The following is a 21,897-nucleotide window of genomic DNA, read 5'->3' on the forward strand; positions in this document are numbered from 1 at the left end:
ATAAGGGGGGAAATATTTCGATAGTTTAACAGAGGGGAGGGATATTTAGTTTTTCGTATTTATATCGTTCAGTTACCCAACATCATTATTTAATACGAGGAGGATCCCGGTGAAAAATAAAAATAATAATAGTAATAAGCGTATCTTTTCCTTTGTCCTATTGTTTTCTCTTCTTATTTCCATGATAACGCCAGAAGCCTATGCCGCTGTGGATGGAGATGGAACGAATGTCGTCAATGAGAATTATGCTGATCAACTGAGTTTACAGCCATTAGCTCCGGCTTTTAGGGTCGAGACACTCCTAAACTGGTCGCCTAAAAAAGACCCAGATGCAGCGTTGAACCGCGCAAGCGTCCCATTAAATAAAAATCGGTTTAAAGGACACCAGATTAACCCGCTAGCACATCCGGAGGCTGGTATTACCTCGGCAGCAATTACGCTCTCGAATCATGACCAGACAAGCCCTGTTGGCAGCAACGATTTTAATGTTTACGCGTTTGATAACTGGCAATTGCTAGATTCTTATATTTACTGGGCAGGAACGGATGAAGGAATTTTCGCCATTCCCTCACCAGATATCGTCGATGCAGCCCATCGGAATGGTGTTCCAGTTTACGCAACCGTAGGTTTTCCATGGGGGCCAGCTTCTAAAGAGGCACTTGCGGAGGTCGAAGCATTCACGAAGCAGGCGGAAGATGGGAGCTTCCCAGTAGCGGATAAAATGATTGAAGTAGCCGAATATTATGGCTTTGATGGTTATTTTATGAATCAGGAAACCTATGGTGTCAGTCAAAAAACAGCGGAACGAATGAATGAAATGATGCGCTATGTGAAGCGGCATTCAAACCTTCGCTTTGGCTGGTATGATTCCCAATCCAATAATGGCTCTGTTTCGTATCAAAATGCCGTTAACAGCAATAATGATTTGTATGTCAAACCAGCAGCAGATGGGAAGTATGCGGTGGATGAGTTTTTCCTAAACTATAACTGGGGAACCCCGCAAATTAACACAACGGTTGCTACAATGAAAAGTCATAACCGTGACCCTTATGATGCTTATGCCGGTTTCGAAGTACAACAGAATTCTTATAATACCAAAATTAATACCAACGCACTCTTAAATGAACAAAAACAGTCAAAGGTTTCCATTGCCCTCTATGCACCAAACTCAACCATGGGATTTGCGGCCGATCCTGTAGATTTCCATGAAAAAGAAACCTATTTCTGGACAGGACCTCAAGGTGACCCAACACGAGCAGACGATTCAGCAAACTGGAAAGGGATGGCCCGTTTTGTCACAGATTCATCTGTCATTCAAAAGATGCCTTTTACTACCAACTTTAACAGTGGACACGGGAAACAATATTTTGTTGATGGAAAAATAGCCAGCCCGCTTGAGTGGAATAACCGTTCCATCCAAGATATTATGCCAACGTGGCGTTGGTGGGCCCGTAATCAAGGCAGCAGAATCAAAGTTTCATATGATTTTGATAAAGCCTATAACGGTGGGAATTCGCTAAAATTCAGCGGTCCGCTCGACGCTTCTTCTGTCAATGACGTGATGCTTTACAGTTCAAAGCTCGAAATCACGGATACAACGAAAATTCGTGTGGTCTATCAGAATCAATCAGGTGCCGATGTTTCGCTGGGTGTTGCCTACAGTGAAGATTATTCACCGGAACAGATGAAGTATTATTCATTGCCAAAAACCACCGATGGGTGGCAAACAGCGGTCCTTGACCTGAAAGAGGATGCAGGGAAAACTGCTTATGCAGTAAGCCTTAAAGTCAGCAACTCTGAAAGCCTAGCAAACTATGAAATGAATGTAGGTCAACTATCCGTTTATGATACTGCTGCCCCTATTCAAACAAAACCGCAAAATGCGGCAGTCACTCAAAAGATGCTGCGAACCGCTTTTGATGCCGAGGCACGTCTAAGCTGGTCAGCAGATGAAAAAGTACTGCAATACGAGATTTACCAAAAGAATGCCGATGGAGTAAAAACGCTTTTAGGTTCTACACCAAATAATCATTTCTATGTTTCTAACATTACCAGGACTGTTGCAAACGCTTCACCAGATCATATGACTACCCTAGAGATAGTGCCAGTGAATCAGGATTACGTACGTGGTGAACCAGCAGAGATTGCATTTGACTGGGGCATGGGCACGGATGGAACCGAAATAGAACAACATGGCCCATCTGCAAATGTTGCCCTTAATGCCAAAGTGACGGGTGTTTCTGCTGAAAATGAAGCAGAGCCTGCTTCTAAGGCATTGGATGGAACAGCTGCTGGCAACAGTAAATGGTGTGCCACGAATGCAAAAAGTGGTTACATGACGATTGATTTAGGCGAGCCGAAAACCATCCGCCGTTGGAGAGTCGAGCATGCTCAATATGGCGGCGAAGCAAGTAACATGAACACCGTTGATTTTGAACTGCTCTACAAAGATCAGACTGGTTCGTGGGTCAGTGCAAAAAGAATGACTGGTAATACGAAAGCCGTAACAGATATTATTCTCGACCAACCTGTTACAGCAAGTGAGTTTAAACTTCAGGTCTCTAATAGTGGAACATCGCCATGGGGAGCCATCCGTATTTATGAATGGCAGATGTTTGAGAGTGATGCATTGCCAAGAACAGAGAATATTATGATGCATTTTGTATCAGCTGAAAACAATATCGGTGCCCAGGATAAAGTTGTAATCGAACGAGTGAAGCAGGGCCAAACGGTTAGATTGTACAGATCTCTGGACACAAAAGAAGTATTGGCGGAAAAAACGGCCGAAAAAGACGGAACGCTCGCATTTGAGCAATTGGACTTTGGGCCTGACGCCGGCAGGGTCTATTATACGGTTCAGAACCCGGATACAAGAGAATCCCTCAAGTACAGTACGGCTTATTTGAATGAGTCGGTAACAGAGGTCATTCATAAAATTAACCGTTTGCCAGAGCTTAACGAGTTAACCTTGGCTGATAAAAACGAGGTCAATGAGTGTAAAGTGGCCTACAATAAGCTTCATCCAACATTAAGAAAACAAGTCACCAATGAAGATCGACTTGTGCAGGCCATGGCGCGGATGCAGGAGTTGAAGAAAGAGTTTAATAATGGGAATTAACTCGTAGTGAAGTGCAGTACAAGTCAGGATAAATAATTTGTTATTCGAACCTGTGAGGAAACCATTCGTGGATCCACAGGTTCTTTTTGTGCGGCCGGCTTTTGCAGATGAACTTCGAAATTGAAAACCATATAAAAGGGGACGTGGTTTATCCCCACGTCCCCTACATTCACCATTCGAGCACTCCACTACAAAAGCTTTATGGTCTTAATTTCATATGGTTTAATTTCCAACTCAATCGGAGCTTCAGATTGTTCACTAATCGGTTCTTCCATTAAATTGGTCTCCACCCATGATCGGAAGTCTTTCTGAACATTCAAAGAAACCTTTCCTCTGCGTCCCTCATACTCATGGAAACGAATAATAATACCGTCGCCATGAAAGGCAGGCTTGATGGCATCAATCCAAATATGGTCAGCATCAGTTTCGATGAAGGATGCTTCCTTTGTCCAACTGCCTTCTACAGCGGAAATAGGATCATTTAAATCCCAGGCTTTTTCCACTGTCTTCGCTTGCCGCCAATCCCCGATATGTGGATATAACGAATAAACAAACGAATGCGCCCCCTGATCTGCTTGCGGATCCGGATGAGTAGCTGATTTTAATAGTGTTAATCGCAACGTATTTTCTTTGATGTCATAGCCATATTTGCAATCATTCAATAAACTTACCCCATAATCGGGTTCTGATAGATCGGCCCATTGATGGCCGACCGATTCAAATTTTGCCATATCCCAGCTGGTATTCCAATGTGTAGGGCGCTTGACATTGCCAAATTGAATATCATAGGTGGCCTCCGTTGTTCGAACATCGACAGGAAAGGCGGCCTTAAGCAATTTTCTTTTTTCATGCCAGTCTACATTCGTTTCAAAATCGATGCGGCGGTCATTTTTATAAAAAACAATCCGCTGAGAAATTTCAGAATGATGATACTTCCAGATGGCATGAATAGTAAAAGTAAGTTCACCATTTTCCACGACTTCAAATCTGACTAAATCATGGATCTCCTCCATTTTCTCTTGATAGAAAATATCAATATCCCATGCCTCATGCGCAAGAGGTTTATCTTCAAAAATTTGAAGAATATTCCCTCTTTGATCGTCAGCCAGAACATGACGTTGTGCTTCCTTATCATAAATAATCGTCATTTGGCCAAACTCATTCCACTCAACAAGATAAAACGGTGTTTCTAATTTCCTGTCAGTATAGCTAAAATTTGCTTTTGTTACTCTAGCATTTTCAATCGGTTCAAAATATAAGGTTTTAGCTCCAAACGATGGAAGTTCATCCACTTCGACCAGCCAGCCATTCTCACGTTTTTGATGGTTCAACACTGCTCCGTTACTGTTTCTCCACTCACCTGCATCATACTCAGCAAATTGAGGAATAACCACATTTTTTAACCCTTTGAGATGGGTAGCGTTAAATAGAACAACAGAATGGCCAGCCTGCTCGATTCCGTTATGGATCACACGAGATTCCAGCTGATTCCCGATTTGCCAAGCTTCCTCGTATTCTTCCTTGGCGTCCTCATATACTTCATGAATGGAGGAGCCCGGAATAATATCATGAAATTGATTTCTTAAGATAATTTTCCAACCACTTTTCAGCTCACCATTTCCAAGCCAATGACCATTTTCCGAAAGCCAAGAAGATAAGAATTCCACCCTCCTATACAAAAGCTCTAATTTACGATTCATCTTTTTCATAAACGCCTGGCTTGTATAGGTTCCCCGATGATATTCTAGGTACAGTTCTCCATCCCATTTATGGATGTAACTGTTTGATTCCTCAATATTTTTATGAAGCTTTTCAAAAAATTCTCCTGCCGTAGAAGTTTTCACATTCGGCATCCCTGGCAATTTGTCCAATCTTCTTCTCATTTCGAGCATATTTCGAGTGACACCACCGCCACCGTCACCATACCCATAGGAAAGAAGCAGGTCCTTTGATAGCTCTTTATCACGATAGCCTTTCCAAGCCCCTTTAACCGTTTTCGCCGTAATAAAGCCGTTATAGGTATAGAACCAAGAATCTGGGCCATTCCATGGTTCCGGCGTCGTAATAAAATGGGTGAGAATCTCTGATCCATCGATTCCCTTCCAGTAAAAGGTATCATGGGGCATCCGATTATATTGATTCCAACTAATCTTCGTTGTCATCATCGTTTTTATCCCTGATTTTTGTAAGATTTGCGGAAGGGCCCAACTGTACCCAAAAACATCGGGCAGCCATAAATAATGACAGTCGACACCAAACTCCTCTTTAAAAAAGGCCTTTCCATGCAGGATTTGGCGAACAAGCGACTCACCACTTGGAATATTACAGTCAGCTTCCAGCCACATCGCGCCGCCGGTTTCCCACTTTCCTTCTGCAATTCTTGCTTTCATTTGGTCATAGATTTCCGGATAATCTGTTTTAATATAATCATAGAGTTGTGGCTGGGTTTGCAAAAACAGGTATTCAGGGAATTGTTTCATTAAATGCAGCACTGTGGAGAACGAACGAGCAGCTTTCTCTCTCGTATTTTTTAATCTCCACAGCCAAGCTACATCAATATGGGTATGACCAACCGTATGAATCGTAATATCGGATGATGGTTGAATTGAATGGATGGCATCAGTCAGACTGGCTTCAGCTTGATAGCAGGATTCATAGAATTCCGTACTTCCGGGTTCCGTCCAATTAATTCGCTGTAAGGCATCCGCAATAACCTTTTTCAAAGTCAAAGAGGCAGACTCTTCCTCATTCGTTTCCAATAACACTTCGTAAGCCGCCAAAAGGGTATAGTATAAATTATCGACTTGTCGATCAAGCCATCCTATTTTTGCCATCTGAAGTTTAAATTCATTTTCAATCGGAAGCCCTCCCCCCTCAAGTCCAGACCAGAGCCTAAAATCTAAACTCATCGGTCCCTTAGCGATTTGTTCATCAAAGAGAACTTCTTCATGATTGGAATCGACACCTTGGTAGGGTTTGCCATTCACAAATAGTAAGGATTCAAACCCTGAATTATTGCCCCCGCCAGTCTTTCCAAATGAGAAAAGACCGACGACTGGATGGATGGTGTTTTGCAAATGACAATCCACATCGGCATGAAGCCAAATATAACGGTCGCGGCCTTTCCAATAGTCGCCAATTTGCATGACGTTCTTTTCATCGTAAGCGGCTGGTGGATAGGCACCAACCGTACCATCATCTTCATGTGTATAAAATTGATGGATGGAGACGCAATCACGATAACGGTAACTTTCAAGTTCCCTAATACGCGATTCAAATTTTCTTTCTGCTAAAAACACCGTTTTCACCCCATTTGGCCATTTGAACTATTTTTCTTGCTAAAAACATCATAGAAGGTACAATAACTGCTTATAGTGAAAAGTTTCCTGCGGTTACAATGCGATGATAGACATTACCACCTACTAACCCGTCCACAATTTCCCATGGTCCCTCATGTCGTAATCTTTTTTCCTCTAACTCTTCCAAACTAGAAATCCTTCCCTCCAGCCATTCGTTAATCCTATATTTTACCGAATCCAAGCGTGTAATGACCCCGCCATAACGAATATCAAGGACTTCCCAGCCGAATGGCTTGTTGGCTGCAAACCAAACTTTACGATGCTTTTGTCGTAAAAGGTCAACATTGGATTGGATCATTTCTAATTTAGTAAGGATCGCTTTCATTTGCTCGTAATCTTTTTTCTCATAAACTTCTTTTAGCACAAGGCCGATTTCCGCCTTCTCACTAAGGACTCTTGCCAATTGCTCATAAAAGTCAAATAGCGCTTCCCATTTTGGATTATGAGCCTTTGCTCTTTCCAATACAGATACTAATTTTTCATAATGCTCCCCCAAAGATAGACCGCGCACATTTTCATCATATAATCCAATTAAACTATCTTGGTAGAGTAAAACTTTAGAAGTCATCGATGTATTCATGTTATCCTGCATGACTCCAGGCGTTTCATCCAATAGCTTTAGATTGATAAAATCATCAAAGTGCCCATCACCACAAAATTCAAATCGTTCCGCTACCTGGTCAATGGTCACTTCCTTATGATAGGAGTGTTCTGCGAATAATTGTAAGATTGGGAATGAAGTAGATAGCGGTGTTTCTGCGCCATTATCGCCCCACATCGTGACAAATATCTCTTTCACCCCTTCCTTTTTACAAGCAGCAATAGCGGCCTCAGTCGTCACAATCGCTTTGCCATAGTTCGGTGCGAGTCCATTCCAAGTCCATGCACCGCCTGCAAAAATTGGAGTTGATCCTAGCAATTTATGGTTCATAATATCTTTTTCATAAATGGCCTGATCCTTACTATAGTAATTCCAATAAACGAGTTGCACATCAGGGATAGAAGCAACCAGTTCTTTCTGGATATTGCCGTTTTCATCCTTATATTTGCTGTTTTCCGTAAACAAAGGATAATACATATCGCTCCAAATCATTGGCTTAAGACCTAATTTTTCCGTGATGGAAACAACCTTTTGAAGATGTCTATTCATCAAATCAATATGGTTCTCATAGCCATTTTGTTCTAAATATTTACCTAACCCAAGCTGGAACGTCTCATCCATTCCGATATGAATCCGTTTTGTCTTAAATGGTTCTGAAGCGGCCTTGATACAATTTTCTAAAAACTCATAGGTCTCCGGCTTATCAACCAATAAAATATCATCTGTGTCTTTAAAGGTTGAAGCATAATTCCATTTAAGTGCTTCTCGTAAGTGACCCAATGATTGAATACAAGGGACCATCTCAATCCCTAGTTTCTCCGCATAGTCATCACATGCTTTTAACTCCTCAAATGTATATCTTCCCCGCATATACCCAAAATAAGGATGTTCCTTTACTTCGTATGTATCCTCTGTATAAAGCATCAATGTGTCTAATCCCATCACGGCCATTCTCTGCAAGAACTTTTCTACTTCAGCAACCGTTGGGACTGCATTTCTTGACGCATCAAGCATGACACCACTCATGTCAAACTGCGGGTCCTCTGTAAAATCAAATTCACTGACTTTGTTAACCTGTTCAAGCCATAATCCTAATGCTCGAAAAAAGTGAACCTTCTTTTCAAAGGTAATTTCACCATGACCATTTTTATTCACGACCCGTATGGGGCCTTTTTGATTTTTCACATGAATGGGATAACCATCCTGTGAAAGTTGAATCGCTAAATTCTCCAATACAGCCTTTAGTCCATCTGTAACCGACGACACGTCACCCGTTAAATTTAGTTTCACGTACTTTTCCCCTCCTGTTTAACTGCCTTATGATCAATCTTTTTCGTTAGATTAATGCGGCTCTTTTCTCTAAATGGTTAAACCGATTCAGGCAGACCCTCATCATCCAGTAGGCCGGAGCCACGGCGGAAATAAAAGGGATTAAGCCTGGAAGCTGATTAATGAGATAGCCTATGACAAAAAATCCGGCACCAATCCATAGCGTGGATGGTAAACTGGTCACCGCAAATAGAAAGGACTGTTTTAAATATTCCTTATTGGTAAGCTCGAAATGGACATAAATTGCAAAGAAATAGCCAACGGATAATAGAAGCAGAAACGCAAGAAAATATAAGATCACGGATAGAAAGTTAGAAAAAACACCTGTCATCATTCCCTCAGCAATCCGGATATCGACAAAGAGGAATAGTCCAATCCCGAAAAAAACAAGGCCCAACCCATTGCTTCGCTTCCACTCTTTAAAATAAACGTTCTTAAACGTCTTCCATACAGGTGTATCCGTGTCTTTCTTAATCCATTTCCGGACAATGGTAAAAAGGGCAACAGCCGACGGGAAAAAGCCAAAAATCCCTAATCCTAGGACAGTAAAGACAATCCAGCAAAGATTCACCGAGACCACCCTCCAGATCCATTCGCAAATTCCGACCATCCAATGACCTTTTTGCATGACGTCATCACCCTTTCCAATTCCTATTCTTATCTTTTCTAAACTGCTTGGTTGCTTTTGTTTTTCATTAATTGATGATAAAGCGGGCTTCCTTTAACCGCTTTCCCTGTAAGACATAACACAAATTCACTAAACATCGTGTTCGCCCATGCAAACCAGTCCCTAGTAAATTCTTCAGGACAATCGGCATTAAAGCCTTCATGCATAAAATGGGTACCGCCATCTGTCTGTTTAAAATAAGCTAAAATTTCCTGTTTTTCTGCTTCATTTGTCGTTGTCATGCCCTGTATGGCGAGCGCAATATGCCAAATATAATGATCGGGTGTATGCGGGCTTCCAATTCCATTCGCATATTTTCCTTCGTAATAATATGGATTATCTCGGCTTAAAAGAAACTGGCGTGTATTTACATAGGTCGAATCTTCAAATGGAAGGTAGCCTAAATAGGGGGCTGCCAGCAAGCTCGGTACATTGGCATCATCCATTAAATTGACCCGTCCTTCCCCATCTGTTTCATACACATACATATCACCATATACAGGGTGGTCAAGCTTCGCATAGTGCTCAATTCCCTTTTGAATTTCTTCACGAAGCTTCAAGCATTCCTCTTTTAAGGAAGAATGGTGGAGAACTTCCTCACATATTTCAGCCGCGTACCCTAAGATGACAACCGCAAACATATTAGCCGGTACAAGGTATCCGTAAGTGCAGGCATCATCACTCGGGCGGAAGGCGCTCCAGGTCATCCCGGTTGGGACAACTTGCCCTCCTTTTCCATCGCGGATTAACGTATCTGACTGGCGAACATCTGCACGTTCAAACCGGTAGGAGGATTGATTTTCATGATCTTGCTCTGTTCGCCAGACATGGATAATCGTTTCGATTACCTGCTGGAACGTTTCATTGAGATGGGATGTCCGTCCAGTAGACTTCCAAAACAGGTAGGCCAACTGCACCGGATAGCACAGCGAATCAATCTCGTATTTCCGCTCCCAAATATGTGGTGTCATCTTGGTATGATCCGTTTGATGTCCCCTGCCATTTGCCGCTTCATTGAAAGCATTCGCATAAGGGTCGTGTAAGATAAACGCAAATTGCTGGCGAATGACCCCCTCGAGTAAATCAGCGACCTCTTGATCTTCTTCGGCAGCTAGTAAATAAGGTCTCACCTGTGCTGCTGAGTCTCTTAACCACATCGCAGGAATGTCTCCGGTAACCACGAATGTTTTTCCATCTTCTTGCTTTTTCATCGTTGTTTCATACGTATTTACAAAACATTGTTCAAACATGCGGTGCAGCTGGTCATCATCTGGAAAGGATTCCTTTACATGATGGATGAGCTTTTGTATCGATTCTGGCAGTACTGACGTCATTTTTTTCGCTCCTATCGCTTATGATGAAAACCAAGTGTAATAATTTCGTGACCTTCTACTTCATATAGATTCTTTGAGTCTGTCGTTTTTTCTTCAAGGATAGAACTTTTATAGGATCGAGCATCGTCATGGATGGCAGCTTTTAGCATTTCCTTTTGTCCAGCCGGATTAAACCAGCGAACGATCACATCATCTTGCTCTTCCGCTACTCTCATCGACGACCATACAAGTCCATTAGTTTCCCAGTTTACAAACTGATGGGTTCCAGGCAATTTGCCTTCATGGATGCTTGTCTGAATAGCCAGCAGCGGGACTTTGTATTGATAGGCATCCACATATGCTTTTGAAGCAAGGACATCTTTTTGATGAAGCAGCACTTGCCACTCCGCTGTTTGCAACCCTAAGCATTGGGCTTCAGGTGTCGGGAAGTATCCCCAGTCCCCAAGCTCCGCAACGGAACGAAGCACGGTTACTGCGATCGTTCCATCCTTTTGCAGGATTTCGTATTCATGGAGACCATCCGTTGCCACCGTTACCCCCATCTTGTCATCCGAGAGGCTGACAAATCGCTGCTGGTGATGACAAAAGCTCGAATTTTCCCATTCCTTTTCCGGCGTATTAGGGCGAGTGACAATCTCAAAAATACTGTCCGCTTGATGTGTTTCCGTCTGCAGTCCTGTTGGGAAAAGGACACGGAGACGATGGTCTGTTGCTTGATTATTGATAAAAAGCTTAAAGGCCGGTCCTTTCATTCCTTTTTCGAGTGTCACAACGGTTCGAAGCGAAATGGCAGTCATTTCATTGGCTCTTCCTGCTTCTCTTTCCTTATGCCAAATGAGTTTATGACGTTCGACGTCAAGTTGCTCGTCCGCCGAAACTGGAATCGATAACGTGTGCTTAAACTCAAGGACTGTACGCAGGGCACTTCTTTCCACTAAGGTAAATTCCGCTGGTATCCCTTTTGTCGTGATCGCGGAATAACCCTTCGCTTCCTTGAACATGTATTCGTTCCCGACATCGCCTGTGTCTTCGTATATACCGAGACGATGGAAGGCCTTGCCTGTTTTTTTATCCGTTACATCATACGTGCCATCTTCATGGAACAGTAAATGCACAAATTCATTTTCCATTTCCAAGTCGTTAACAGGGGCTTTTATCTGTTGTTGCACCAACGAGTGACCTTCCGGAACAAGATAATAGGTCTTGTAACCGAAGGATGGAATCTCCTCTGCATAGAATGATAGAGTTGCTCGCTTTGCAAAAAACGGCTGACGGAACTTGTCGTCTGGCAGATCGTAACCGAATTCAACAGTCGGGCTTACGAGTTGAAATTCGACGGTCTGGCCTTGATCATCAACCAGCTTGTAGGCCGGCATTTCTTTATCTCTCAAATAGGCAGGAATTTCTTCAAAATGCATTTGTGAAAAATACACTTTTTCAAGATCGACTAATTTTGTCACTACTTCGTTTTTGTTCCATCCCGTTGTATTCATGACAACAAACGGAATTCCCCCATCCGGCGTTTTAGATGTATCAACCGTAAGAGCAAGTTCTGCTGCTTGTTCTTGTACAAATACCTCTCCCATTTGTGAAACTCTTTCAAATCTCGTGACCATTTCACGGTGGACCTCATCGACACTGCAGCCGCAAATACTGTCATGTGGGTGATTTTTCAAAAGGGATTTCCACATAAAGCGAATATATTCGCGCGGGTAAGTTCCGTTTGCTAAATAGCCAAAAGCTGCTAAAGGCTCCGCTATTTTTTCCAAAAGAGTTTGACAGCGGTTATTCCATTGCTTTAAGTAAATACGGGCAGAAGCCGTATTTACGAGAGTGGACCATCCGTCTGTCCGCTGATTGCGCAATTCCCCTTCAATGACTTGCAACTTCTCTGGAAGTACCTTTTTTAAAGCGTCTGTATATTCGTCAAAACTGGAATGCTTAAATGTATAATCGGAATAAAGGGCGGAGGCGGTTTCGATTGCCTCAGGAATCGTTTTTTGCAGCGGCTGGTGATCACAGCCATTCATAAACAATAATTGATTCGTGGACGCATATTTTTCGGCATCTTGGAGCTTATGATTCCAAAAGACTCTTGCTTCTTCTTCATCCACCGGGATTTCATTTCCGTTTGAATACCAATTGGCAAATAATATCCCTAAAACACTAGAGCCATCCGGCGATTTCCAAATCATCTCAGAAAAAGGAGATTCAAAGTTAGGGGTGTCTGATACCGTGTTATTAAAGCCAGTCGGTTTGACTCCTCTTCCAAAGGCAGCGGTCTCGATCCCCGCTTGTTTTAAAAGCTGGGGCGCCTGCCCGTAAATACCAAATGTGTCAGGAAAATAGCCAATTTTTGATACATGTCCATAGGCTTTCGCATCATTCATGCCAATCAGCAAGTTCCGAACATTCGCTTCAGAGCTTGTTAAAAAGGCATCCTGCAACACATACCAAGGACCAATCGTTAGTTTTTTCTCTTCAATCAATTGTTTTACCTTTTCACGGTTTTCTGGGTGAACAGCGAAATAATCCTCTAACAGAACCGTTTGTCCATCCAGATGAAACGATTGAAATTGATTTCCTTCCTGTTCAAACTCATCGATCAGATTATTCATCAGCTTGATAAAGTAATAGCGGTGTTTCTCAAAGGGTAAATACCACTCCCTGTCCCAATGGGAATGAGATATAATATGGGCTGTCTTCTTCATGAGACTTCCCCCTCCTACGCTTTTGATTTATGCAATAAGTAAACGCTGTCATTTATGAATGTGTACTATTACTAATAACAATAAAAGTCCACCCTTCAAGTAGCAATAGAATGGGCGTAAGTCATTTAGATATTCCAGTGGATATAAAATTATTCCATTGAAAAGGGGTCCGTCCCCCACTACAATAATGCTTAACGTAGTGGGGGCCGGACCCCTTCTAAAGGAGAATTAGTCGGCTTAAAACGGCTGACAAGTTCCTCCAACCTTGTATATAATTTTAAGCTAACTTAGATATATACTCGTAATTTTTCTTTGTATATGCATATCCTTCCAAAATCACACGTGCTGTTCTTACTACCTTAATTGCGGTGATATTTCCTGCAATTAAATCAACCTTTGTTTCCATGATTCCAGCAGGATGTGCTAATCGGATAACTTCTTGTTTTACATTAATAGTATCGGATATGATTGTATCATTTAAAAATGCCCCTGCAGTTGTACAGATCGCACCTGTAATCGCAAGTGCTTGATGTGGTTTTTGCATAGACATCATTCTTATTATACAGTCCATATTTTCAGTTTTTCTCTCCACTCCTGTTACATCAATATAATCCATAGGAGGAGCAATAATCGTTAATTTAGGAACAGCAGGTGATTTTTTTGTTGCTTCTTCTTTCGTAGCAAATTGGCACATTTCGGCTGCAATCGATCTGATTTCTTCTAATTCAGTTAGTTTTTCTGGTGTAAATTCATGAGGAAGTTCAGTCCCTTTAAGGCCAACATCATGTGCATGAATAAAAACTAATGGATTAGCAACATCAATTATCGATACATTTATCGGACCTCTAGGTGTTTGAATGACATCAATAGAGTTTCCGGTTGGAAATAGTTTTCCTGTTACTGCACCTTCCGCATTAGTGAATGATAGATAGATAGGAGAACCTGTTCCTGGAACACCTGGAATTGAACACATTCCATCTGTTTTTACTTGACCGTCCTCAACCTCTACCTCAGAAATGATTACTTTTTGAGTATTTGTATTAAAAATTCTAACAGTTGTAATAGGCTCAATTGCTGGTACTAGACCTTGTTCAATTGCATATGGACCTACCGCAGAAGAAATATTTCCGCAGTTTCCTTTGAAATCAACCAATTGATTTTCAATACTAACTTGTGCGAAGGTGTATTCTACGTCAATACCTTCAAAACCCGACTTTTTGATAATTGCTGCTTTACTCGTTAATGAATTGGCCCCACCAAGTCCGTCAATTTGTCTGCTATCTGGACTTCCCATTATATCCAACATAAATTCATCCCAAAGCGAACGATCTGATGGCATATCATCAAAATTAAAAAACACTCCTTTGCTAGTTCCTCCACGCATCACAACAACAGGCACTTTCATCTAAAAAACCCCTTTTCTTATTCACCTTTCAAAAAGTATCGGTGCTTTTAAAAATATAGTAAGTTATGTGATATCATAAGTAAAATAGATATTTTATTAGAAAAATACAAAAAAAAACTTATAATCAGTTGATTGGGGATGAACTTATGGATGAAAAAGACTGGAATGCGATTCGAATTTTATTTCAAGAGAAAAATATTAGCCGTGCATCAGAACGTTTATATATCTCCCAACCGGCATTAACTTACAGACTTAAAAATTTAGAAACGGAGTTTGGAACAAGATTATTTTTTAGAATAAAAGGAGGCATTGAGTTTACTTCAGAAGGCTTGCATTTAGTAGAGTATGCTGAAGAAATGATCAAAAAGCTGCAATCAACAAAAGACAATATGATCAATATGCAAGATGAGGTAAGAGGAACGTTAAGAATTGGAGTTTCAAGTAACTTTGCACAATATAAGTTACCAAGGATATTAAAAAAGTTTTCAACTAAATTCCCAAATGTACAATTTAACATAAATACAGGTTGGAGTACTGATATTTTAAATCTTCTTAATACCGATACTGTGCAATTAGGCATACTACGTGGAGATTACGAATGGTATGGAAAAAAAGCATTATTACATAAAGAAAAGCTATGTTTAATTTCTAAAAAGGAAATAAATATGGCGAATTTACCTAAACTTCCATTAATTAATTACAAAACAGATAGTTCTCTAAAATCTTCTATTAATGGCTGGTGGCATGACCGATACTCAGAACCACCGTTTATTATGATGGAAACGGACCGACTAGAAACATGTAAAGAAATGGTCAAAAACGATCTGGGTATTGCGATCGTACCTCAAATTTGTCTAGAACCTTCAGATAACCTACAAATCTACGAACTATCCTATAAGGATAGTGAACCAGTTTATAGATATACATGGTTAATGTATAATCAGGATTCATTAAAGCTTTCTACTGTAAAAAGTTTCATAGATTTTTTAAATGAACATTCAAATTCTTTAACAAAAAATAGCTAATTTAGAGAGGAATGAGAAATATTCCTCTTTTTATTATATGCATTATAAGTTTTTTTTTAGAAATTAGATAAAAATTATATATTTTACTTATTTATACGTGTGTTATATTGTAAAACTAAGAAATATTTCTTGAAACAGTTTTCTCAATATTTGCAGTAATCAAATTTTAGTTAATTGTAAGCGATTTCTTTTATGGGAGGGGATTCATATTCTTACTTTTTTAGGAATTTCAATGGTTGTCTTATTTACTTATCTGATTATGGCAAAAAAATTATCTCCAGTTACAGCACTTGTCATTGTACCAATAGTTTTTGCAGTAATTGGTGGATTTGGCTTAGAGCTCGGTGGTATGATGCTAGATGGTTTAAAAGAGGTTGCTCCTTCAGCTGCCTTACTCCTGTTTGCGATTTTATTTTTCGGAATTTTAATTGATGCAGGCTTATTTGATCCATTAATCAATAACATGATGAAATTTGTGAAGGGTGATCCAGTTAAAATCGCGATCGGAACCGCAATTATTGCTATGACAGTAGCATTAGATGGCGATGGAACGACAACTCACATGATTACCATTTCTGCTATGTTAGCGCTTTATCTTCGAATTGGTATGAACCCTCTTATTCTCGCAACTATTTCTTTACTCTCTGTCAGTATCATGAGTGGGATGACGCCTTGGGGAGGACCAGCTACAAGAGCCGTTGCTTCTTTAGGCCTTGATTCGAATGAATTTTTCCTCCCACTATTACCTACAATGTTATCAGGAATGGGATGTATTCTTTTTATCGCTTTTGTTCTTGGAAAAAAGGAAAGAGCAAGAATTGGTGTGATCAATGTTGAGGAAATTCCACAACAATCATTACAATTAAGTGAAGCAGCTGCCGCTTATGCCCTACAAGAGGATATTAAGCGCCCTAAATTAAGATGGGTAAACTTTATTTTAACAATAGCGATCATGGTAGTTTTGGTCATGGGGTTAATTTCAGCTCCAATCTTATTTCTAATTGGATTTGTACTCGCGGCCATGATTAACTATCCAAATTTTGAGCAGCAAAAAGAACGTATTTTGTCACACTCAGGAAATGCTTTAACAGTTGTTATTCTAGTGTTTGCTGCCGGTATCTTCTCAGGAATTTTTTCTGGAACAAAAATGGTAGATGCTATTTCACATGCATTAGTATCAATCATTCCAGAATCTGTAGGTTCCTTCTTCCCACTTGTCGTTGCCCTAACTAGCATGCCATTTACTTTCGTATTATCCAACGACGCTTATTACTTTGGAGTTTTACCAATTCTAGCTGAAGCAGGAGCGGCCTATGGGGTAAGTCCTTTAGAAATTGCAAGAGCATCTGTATTAGGGCAACCTGTACATTTTCTAAGCCCACTTGTAGCATCCACTCTTTTATTAGTAGGGATTGTGAAAACAGATATCGGAGAATTTCAACGTTATGCGTTTAAATGGACTCTTCTTTGTTCTTTAGTCATTATTGCTGTTGCCTTTTTAACAAGTGCAATCAGCTAATACTTCATTTCATTGTTAGATCTCCAATAGATTCGATAATAAAAATAGAGCCTCCCAAATTAGTTACGAAACCGATTCGGGAAGGCTCTATTTTTTATCAATATATGAAACAAAAAAAGATATTTTCTAACGCTCTTTATCATCATTTACCCTAATTTTAGTAATTACTTTTACAATTGTTTTTGCAAGATTCATAACCGTATATAAGCGGGTGTCATTTAAAAATTGAGAAGTTGGTAAAGGATCTATATAATTCACAAACCCAACGAAATGGTAATCTCCTACTTCTGGGAGCATCTTTTCAAGGGCTTTCCCAGGAGTTAAAGGTCCTTCTTTAAACATCACATGACCAACTTGTTCTTTAGTACCGATGGAGGCATCGATACTAATAACTAACGGCTTTTTAAATTGTTTATTGATCTCCTTCAATATTCCTTTTAAGTTAAATGCATGTACAGGTTCTTCCAATGTTCCATATACACGAAAAGGAACTTGGTGTTCTTTTAGCATCGTTCCTACTAATGGACCTAATGAATCACCCACATTTCGGTCCGAACCTATGCATAAAAAGACAATATCGTGAACCTCTGGTGATGATTGGTGAATTATTTCTCTTATATTAAATGCTAATAATTCACTATCTTTTTCTTCCGTTTTTTCATTTGATTTTACATAATATGAAATGGCTTCTTCATTCTTTTTTTCTTTTTCATAATAAAAAGGACACACGACCATCACCCTTAAATTTATTTTCCGGCACATAGCTGATAAAATCATTATACCCTAAAACCTATGCGGATAGATTAGTGTGAGATTTCTTTTTGACTTCTAGGTATTTTAAAAATCGAAAAAAAGGAGGAAGGGTAATACAGACAGTGACGACCCTGAGCACTTGTACCGCTACGACAAATGTAGCGTCACCATTCAAAACGAGAGCTGTTGTTGTCATCTCTGCAATTCCACCAGGTGCAAATGCTAAACCTGCAGTCAGAAATGTTATATTAGTAAAAATTGATACAACGTACGCACAGATAAACACAGTTACAATTAAGCCGATTGTCCCTAAAAATGAAATGAACAAAGTTCGGTTTAATCCGATAAACATATTTTTATTAAAACGCGAGCCAATGCTTGCCCCAATAAAAATTTGCGATATGATGATTAAACTATGGGGCCACCAAGCTACAAGATCAAATCCAATAAGTACAGATCCAGAGGATTTAACTGCCGCAACACTAATCATCCCTCCAATCAGCCATGGAGCTGGAAACTTCAAAAATTTCCCGATATGATAGCCAATCCACGCTATAAACACAAATAAAATGGTCAAAGCAAGTTGCGCTCCTTCAAATGTTGATGATGATTCTGTCGCCGCAACAGCATGGTGATAGTCAGAATGACCGAACAAGAAAGAGATCATGACAGGGGTCGTAATGATAACTAAAAATACACGCATTGCCTGAATGATACTTACAACACCAGTATTTGCGCCAACTTCTTCTGCAATACCAGGGATTGAGGAAAGCCCGCCAGGTGCAGTAGCAAAAAAACTTGTTAACATATCCAATTTACTGAACTTCCATAAAACAATACCTGATAGTAAAGAAAAAAAGATTGATAAAAGAAGCATGATGATAATCGTTGACCAATTTTCTCTAAAAATGGATAGAACGGAAGTATTCACTTTCTGGCCTAATTCAATTCCTAAGATACATTGTCCAATGTATAACCAATATTTTGGAATTCCATTTTGAGTATATAGTAAATGCAAAAAATTCGGACGAAGTATAGAAAGAAAAGCTGCCGTGAGGAGTGTCCCAATCATCCATCCAATCGGGAGATCTGTTAACGAGAGGGAAAATCCACCTATCCCACTTACTATTACAAACCAAACAAATTGAAAAAAATGTTTATGTTTTTCCATTCAGGATCCTTCTTTCATTAAGATGAAGTGATTTTGTCATCTTTGCTTTTTAAACCAAATATAGTATAATTTTAGAAATAATTAAAATATTAAAATATTATCATTATCCATAAATAATATTAATGGTAGAAATGGTGGTTGTAAGTTTGGATGAACGAGATTGGATGGTGTTACAAACCCTCTATAAAGAAAAAAACATTACAAAGGCTGCTCAACATTTGTATATTTCTCAACCAGCTTTGACAAACCGCTTACAGCAATTAGAAAAGGAATTTGGGATAACAATTGTCAATCGAGGCAGACGTGGAGTTCAATTTACCCCACAAGGAGAGTATTTAGCGAAAAGTGCGCATGAAATGCTTCTAAACATACAAAAAATTAAGGAAAATGTTCTTAATATGGAGGACAATGTAGCAGGAACATTAAGATTAGGTGTCTCTACCTTTTTTACTGATTACATGCTTCCTAACCTATTAAAGCTATTCAAAGAACGTTATCCTACTATTGAATTCAAAGTAACGACTGGTTTCAGCAGTCACATCGCCCATTTAATTTACAATCAAGATGTCCATATTGGTATTGTTAAAGGAGATTTCAGCTGGAAAGATCACAAACATTTATTATTTGAAGAGACCATTTGTATCGCTTCTAAAGAAAAAATAGATATACATAACCTCCCTAACTTACCAAGAATCGATTATCATACTGACTCACTGTTGAAGAATTCCATCAATAATTGGTGGTCTGAACATTTCACCCAACCACCGCTTGTCAGTATAGAAGTCGATAAAGTGGATACTTGCAAAAAAATGGTTGTTAATGGATTAGGCTATGCAATCTTGCCAAGCATGATTTTAAATGATGTCAATGATGTTTATAAAACGGATATTACAACAATTGACGGCAACCCCATTGTCCGTAAGACATGGATGTTCTACCACAAAGATTCATTAGAATTAAACATTGTTAAGGCATTTGTTGAGTTTATGGAAAATGAATTTAAAGGGTAGAAGTTAATCATTAAAGTACAGTCTTTACATTTAATAGAAGCATCTGCCTGAGGCATGGCAGATGCTTTTTTATTGTGATTTATGAAATACTTATCTTTTCTTTAGAATAATTGGCAGCTGATGTACCAGCTAATTTTCCAAAAACGGCTCCTGACATTAATCCTGACCCACCTGGATAATTTTTGTAGAAGATGCCACCGACCATTTCACCAGCAGCGAATAACCCAGCTATAGGTCTTCCTTCTTGGTTTAAGACCTCTCCTTCTGGATTTACATGTAATCCGCCAAAAGCAAAGGTAATACCACAAGTAACTGGATATGCATAAAAAGGAGCTTGGTCGATTCGTAATGCCCAGTTTGTTTTTGGTGGAGTAATTTCAACTGTTCCTTTTCCGTCCTTCACTGTTGGATTATAGTCTCCTTCTTGAACTGCTGCATTAAATTCTGTTATCGTTTTTAAAAATTGTTCTTTATCAATTGACATCAATTCTGCTAATTCTTCAAGACTATCAGCTTTATAATAAGTGGCTTCTTCTAGATTGTATTCCTTTCTAAGCATCGGACGTACTTGAGCATCAAAAAGTTGGAAAGCAGAATGACCAGGCTGTTTTAAGACTTCACGACCATATTTTGCATATGTGTAGTTCCGAAAATCCGCCCCTTCGTCTACAAATCTATTTCCCTCATTATTAATCAAAAGACCAAGAGGAAATGAAGACTTTTTAAATATATCACCAGGCTTGTTAAAGTCACCAAATTTAGGAGCATTATAATCTGTCCCAATCGAGTGACAGCCATTCCATTCACCATATTTTTGCGCACCAACTGCTAAAGCCATAGTTATTCCGTCTCCAGTATTATATTCAGTCCCTCTCACAATCGCGGATTCCCATCCTTCTCCTATATGTTCACTTCTCATTTTTTTGTTCGCTTCAAAACTACCACAAGCTAAAATTACACTAGACGTATTGATTGTTGTCACTTTCTCGATTTGTTCTATTTTAATGCCAGTAATATTTTCATTATCAGTTACTAACTCGATTGCCCGCGAATTATACCAGATATCAATCCCGATTTTTTCTGCTTTATCAAAGAGCCTTTTTATTAAACCAACGCCCTTATCTTCAGTTTTTATTGGAAGTCCACCCCAAAAATGACGTTTACCATCTTGTTCGAAGGATTGATTTTCGTAATTTAATTCAAATTTAATTCCATGATTACTTATCCACGAAAGTGTTTCATAAGATTTAGCAATAAGCTGATTTGCTAGTACAGGATCACTATTTCCGTCTGTTACTCGCATTAGATCATTATAAAAGTCAGATTGAGTGTATTCAGGCATTACGATCTTTTCTGCTTCCTCATCCGTTATATCAGGTATTATTCTTCTTATGCTTTCTAAATTATTGTAAGCAACACGAATCGCTCCATCTGTAAAAAATGAATTTCCTCCACGCTTTTCTACTGGCCCGCGCTCTAAAACAAGTACTTCAGCACCATTTTCCTTTGCCGCAATCGCTGCACACAAAGCTGCATTCCCTGCCCCAACTACAACTACATCATAATTTCGTTTATCCACGTTTACCCCTCCTATTAGTCATGTGTTTCCTTAACTAAATAGTACGGTATAAACAGCGATTAATAAAATACCGTTATTTGATTGTATTCCATAAATAATATTTATGGCTAGCCTTCAAAAGGATAAACAATCTGTGAGACGTACTTAGAGCCGCTTGAATAAGGCCCTAATCATCTAAAAACAAATTAGTTTCTCCACATAACAAAAAGAACAACCCAAAAATGAGTTGTTCTAAGATATGCCTGGCAACGTCCTACTCTCACAGGGACGCGTGTCCCAACTACCATCGGCGCTGAGAAGCTTAACTTCCGTGTTC

General features: G+C 39.6%; 13 protein-coding genes and 1 rRNA gene. 4 read left to right on the forward strand and 10 right to left on the reverse strand.

All coding sequences use genetic code 11. The features are described from left to right. The first annotated feature begins 109 nt into the window (after positions 1-109). Positions 110-3,118, forward strand: coding sequence for an endo-beta-N-acetylglucosaminidase (locus AB7942_RS27540; protein ID WP_369449322.1), 3,009 nt, complete (start codon positions 110-112; stop codon positions 3,116-3,118). Positions 3,119-3,306: 188 nt separating this feature from the next. Here AB7942_RS27540 and AB7942_RS27545 read toward each other — a convergent pair whose 3' ends face one another. From AB7942_RS27545 to AB7942_RS27570, 6 genes are all read right to left on the reverse strand, one after another. Further along, positions 3,307-6,417: an alpha-mannosidase gene (locus AB7942_RS27545; RefSeq protein ID WP_369449323.1), complete on the reverse strand. Its 3,111-nt coding sequence runs from the start codon at positions 6,415-6,417 to the stop codon at positions 3,307-3,309. A gap of 70 nt (positions 6,418-6,487) precedes the next feature. Next, positions 6,488-8,368, reverse strand: coding sequence for a beta-N-acetylhexosaminidase (locus tag AB7942_RS27550; protein ID WP_369449324.1), 1,881 nt, complete (start codon positions 8,366-8,368; stop codon positions 6,488-6,490). Positions 8,369-8,414: 46 nt separating this feature from the next. Further along, positions 8,415-8,978, reverse strand: coding sequence for a YesL family protein (locus AB7942_RS27555; RefSeq protein WP_369449325.1), 564 nt, complete (start codon positions 8,976-8,978; stop codon positions 8,415-8,417). Positions 8,979-9,073: 95 nt separating this feature from the next. After that, entirely contained in the window at positions 9,074-10,408 is a 1,335-nt protein-coding gene (locus AB7942_RS27560; RefSeq protein WP_369449326.1) for a glycoside hydrolase family 125 protein, read from the reverse strand. An 11-nt stretch (positions 10,409-10,419) separates the two neighbouring features. After that, a complete protein-coding gene (locus tag AB7942_RS27565; protein ID WP_369449327.1) occupies positions 10,420-13,119 on the reverse strand; it encodes an alpha-mannosidase in 2,700 nt (899 codons plus the stop codon). A 277-nt stretch (positions 13,120-13,396) separates the two neighbouring features. Further along, positions 13,397-14,524: a 2-methylaconitate cis-trans isomerase PrpF family protein gene (locus AB7942_RS27570; RefSeq protein WP_369449328.1), complete on the reverse strand. Its 1,128-nt coding sequence runs from the start codon at positions 14,522-14,524 to the stop codon at positions 13,397-13,399. Between the two features lie 146 nt (positions 14,525-14,670). On the opposite strand from AB7942_RS27570, the gene AB7942_RS27575 reads away from it, so the two are divergent. Further along, positions 14,671-15,549 (forward strand): LysR family transcriptional regulator, encoded by an 879-nt coding sequence (locus AB7942_RS27575; RefSeq protein ID WP_369449329.1) that lies wholly within the window; start codon positions 14,671-14,673, stop codon positions 15,547-15,549. A 208-nt stretch (positions 15,550-15,757) separates the two neighbouring features. Beyond that, positions 15,758-17,068: a CitMHS family transporter gene (locus AB7942_RS27580; RefSeq protein ID WP_369449333.1), complete on the forward strand. Its 1,311-nt coding sequence runs from the start codon at positions 15,758-15,760 to the stop codon at positions 17,066-17,068. Positions 17,069-17,194: 126 nt separating this feature from the next. On the opposite strand, the gene yyaC is transcribed toward AB7942_RS27580, so the two are convergent. Together yyaC and AB7942_RS27590 are read right to left on the reverse strand one after the other, a co-directional pair. Further along, positions 17,195-17,797 carry a spore protease YyaC gene (yyaC, locus tag AB7942_RS27585; RefSeq protein WP_369449330.1) on the reverse strand — a complete coding sequence of 201 codons (603 nt, stop codon included), beginning with the start codon at positions 17,795-17,797 and terminating at the stop codon, positions 17,195-17,197. A 61-nt stretch (positions 17,798-17,858) separates the two neighbouring features. After that, positions 17,859-18,992 (reverse strand): AbrB family transcriptional regulator, encoded by a 1,134-nt coding sequence (locus AB7942_RS27590; protein ID WP_369449331.1) that lies wholly within the window; start codon positions 18,990-18,992, stop codon positions 17,859-17,861. A gap of 146 nt (positions 18,993-19,138) precedes the next feature. Here AB7942_RS27590 and AB7942_RS27595 point away from each other — a divergent pair, with 146 nt between their 5' ends. Next, positions 19,139-20,002, forward strand: coding sequence for a LysR family transcriptional regulator (locus tag AB7942_RS27595; RefSeq protein WP_369449332.1), 864 nt, complete (start codon positions 19,139-19,141; stop codon positions 20,000-20,002). Positions 20,003-20,081: 79 nt separating this feature from the next. Here AB7942_RS27595 and tcuA read toward each other — a convergent pair whose 3' ends face one another. Continuing rightward, the gene (gene tcuA, locus AB7942_RS27600; protein WP_369449334.1) at positions 20,082-21,596 is read right to left on the reverse strand and encodes an FAD-dependent tricarballylate dehydrogenase TcuA; all 1,515 of its coding nucleotides are present in this window, start codon (positions 21,594-21,596) and stop codon (positions 20,082-20,084) included. 225 nt (positions 21,597-21,821) lie between these two features. After that, positions 21,822-21,897: ribosomal RNA gene (gene rrf, locus AB7942_RS30630) — 5S ribosomal RNA — on the reverse strand; the annotation flags it as partial.

It is taken from the genome of Neobacillus sp. BF23-41 (genome assembly GCF_041106275.1).